The 2,280-nt window shown below is 62.0% G+C and carries 3 protein-coding genes and 1 pseudogene; 1 reads left to right on the top strand and 3 read right to left on the bottom strand.

From position 1 onward, the window contains the following. Window positions 1–181 precede the first annotated feature (181 nt). Window positions 182–406 (top strand): hypothetical protein, encoded by a 225-nt coding sequence (locus tag KVT32_RS27690; RefSeq protein ID WP_155721967.1) that lies wholly within the window; start codon window positions 182–184, stop codon window positions 404–406. Window positions 407–675: 269 nt separating this feature from the next. Here the strand turns inward: KVT32_RS27690 and KVT32_RS27685 are convergent, their stop codons facing one another. From KVT32_RS27685 to KVT32_RS27675, 3 genes and pseudogenes are all read right to left on the bottom strand, one after another. Continuing rightward, on the bottom strand, window positions 676–1,182 hold the full coding sequence (locus KVT32_RS27685; protein ID WP_175155957.1) for a ferritin-like domain-containing protein: 507 nt from the start codon (window positions 1,180–1,182) through the stop codon (window positions 676–678). A gap of 151 nt (window positions 1,183–1,333) precedes the next feature. Next, on the bottom strand, window positions 1,334–1,897 hold the full coding sequence (locus KVT32_RS27680) for a DUF4142 domain-containing protein (RefSeq protein ID WP_062842148.1): 564 nt from the start codon (window positions 1,895–1,897) through the stop codon (window positions 1,334–1,336). A 131-nt stretch (window positions 1,898–2,028) separates the two neighbouring features. Beyond that, window positions 2,029–2,244 (bottom strand): annotated as a pseudogene (locus KVT32_RS27675) (DUF1488 family protein); the annotation flags it as partial. Between the last annotated feature and the right edge of the window lie 36 nt (window positions 2,245–2,280).

Here is a 2,280-nt window from a genome sequence, read left to right as displayed (position 1 = left end):
TTGCGGGCATGTGGAATCCTCCTGTTCGTAGCGCGCGTGCAGCAAAACCCGTACCTGTGAACCACTCGCGACGGAACGACGCTTGCTGACCACCGCATATACGTGACCGATGCTGCGATGCGTATTGACCCCGTACCGGCAGCATGCCCCAATACTCCGGCCGGATGAACAGGAGACAGAAATGTCAAACCCAACCTACAAGCGTGTCATGGAAGTGGTTGCCGCCGCCGCCGACGGCAATACCTACCGCATCGACAGATACTCTTCGGAGCCCCTCGGCGACGGAAAAGCCCGCTCGTACTGCTGCCTTCCCGATGGCCAGCTCGTGACCTGGGAAGGCGACGGACACTACAAGCTTCCGGATGGCACCATCGTCACCATGGTGGCATCAAGGCTGTGCCAATGATTGCCGGGCCGCTACATTCCGCGGATCAATACGCCGACCAGAAACAAGACGGCGACGGCGCCTATCCAGAACGCAAGCATCAACCAGGGCCCCCGGCCGGTCCTGGCCCCACGCCGCGCGGGCCGGCCGCGCGAAGGTGACTCGTCTTCTGGTTTCATGATGCTCTCCTGGGCGCCCCGTTTCAGCGCATAGTACGAATTACGGCCCTGCACGCGCAAGTGCCGCGCAGGGCCGTCATCGCCGCAGCGGGCACGCTGCCGCGCCTTCCACTACTTTGCCTTGCCTGCCTTGGCGGCCTCGGCGTTGGTCTGCTGTAGCGCCAGCATGCTCAGCTTCTCGTCGGTGGCCTTTTCTTCGGCCAGCGTTTCCTTCAACAACGTCAGCGCTTCGGTCTCGCTCAGTTGCTTGGCAAACGTGCATAGCGTTCCGTAGCTGGCGATCTCGTAGTGCTCGACCTTCTGCGCCGCCGCGATCAGCGCGGCATCGCGCACCGGGCCTTCTTCGACATCTTCAATCACGTCGCGGCCTTCTTCCACCAGCCCTTCCATCGCAGCGCACTTGATGCGCTTCAAACGGAAGTCCGCGCCTTCCACGATTTTGTCGATGCGATCGATCTGACCACGGGTTTCTTCAAGGTGGGCGGTGAATGCGTCGGCCAACGCAGGGTCGCTGGCGGCGCGGGCCATCTTCGGCAGGGCTCGCGTCAATTGCTTTTCGGCGCTGTAGATGTCGGACAGCTCGTGCACGAACAATTCCTTCAAGGTCTTTTGGCTCATGATCACTCCTGTAGGTGGATCGATTGGAAAGCGGGCCTGGCCCAGCCCCTGTACAGCAAGGCGCATGCCGGTGAGCCTTGGTGCAACGAGTGGCGGGCAGGCCCGCTTGAACGGCCCGGCGCCGGAGAGGGCGCCGGCGCACGCGTGTGCGCTACTTCTTGGCGGACACGCTTTGCTGCAGCGCCTTGGCGGCCTGCAGATGCTGCTGAAGACTGGGCAGCGTTTCGATCGCAAATTGCTTGACCTCGGGATCCTTCACTTCCTTCGAGGCCTTTTCGAACAGCTTGACGGCGTCCTCGTGCGCATCCACGCCGATCTCGTCCGCGTAAGCCTTGTCGAAACCTTCGTCGCGCAAGCCCATCGCCTTGAGCTTGGCAGACTGCATCATCGACGGGTCCTTCGGCGGTTCGAAACCCTTGCTCTTGGCCAACGCCTCAAGCTTCTGGCCCACCTTCGTGTGATCGTCGATCATCATCTGCGCGAACTTCTTGACCTCGGCGTTCTGCGACTTTTCCAGCGCCATCTTGCTGCCAGCAATCTCGAGATGACCGGACTCGGCCGCGTCGCTCAAAAAGCCACGAGCCTCGCTGTCCAGCTTGTTCGTTGCGGCAGGCACCTGCCCGCCAGGGGCGGCGGGCGTCTGCGCCAGCGCAACCGAACCCATGCTGAGGACAATTGCAGCGCCAAGTCCTGCCTTCAAAAGACGGTTTTTCATTCGGACCTCCAGTAGAAGTAGCGTCGCCGGATGACGGCGCGATGCCGTCTGACGAACAGGCACGTTCCAGCAAACGTCATTCCCAATGGCGAGCTTCGTTTCGCGCCCGGCGAGCATCGCCGGGCTCACATTCAACCGAAATCGCCTTCGCCCACCGCTATCGGCCCATCGGTCGGAACCCATTGCGTACGATGCGCCAAGTCGCGCAACGCGTCCTCGCTGCGCTCGAAAGCGCGCAGCAATTCCGGCGCCGTATCGTCCGCGGCGCCAAAACGGCGCCGCAGCACATCACCGGATATTTCGAACTGCCGCGTGACGCCGGCTGTCTCCATCTCGAACACAATGGCGTCGCCTTGCGCTTTGGCGTTGGTGGCTTAGGTGAA

The organism is Achromobacter sp. GbtcB20 (assembly GCF_019091095.1).
Lineage (GTDB): Bacteria > Pseudomonadota > Gammaproteobacteria > Burkholderiales > Burkholderiaceae_B > Achromobacter > Achromobacter mucicolens.
This window is presented reverse-complemented; position numbering and strand designations above follow the sequence as displayed.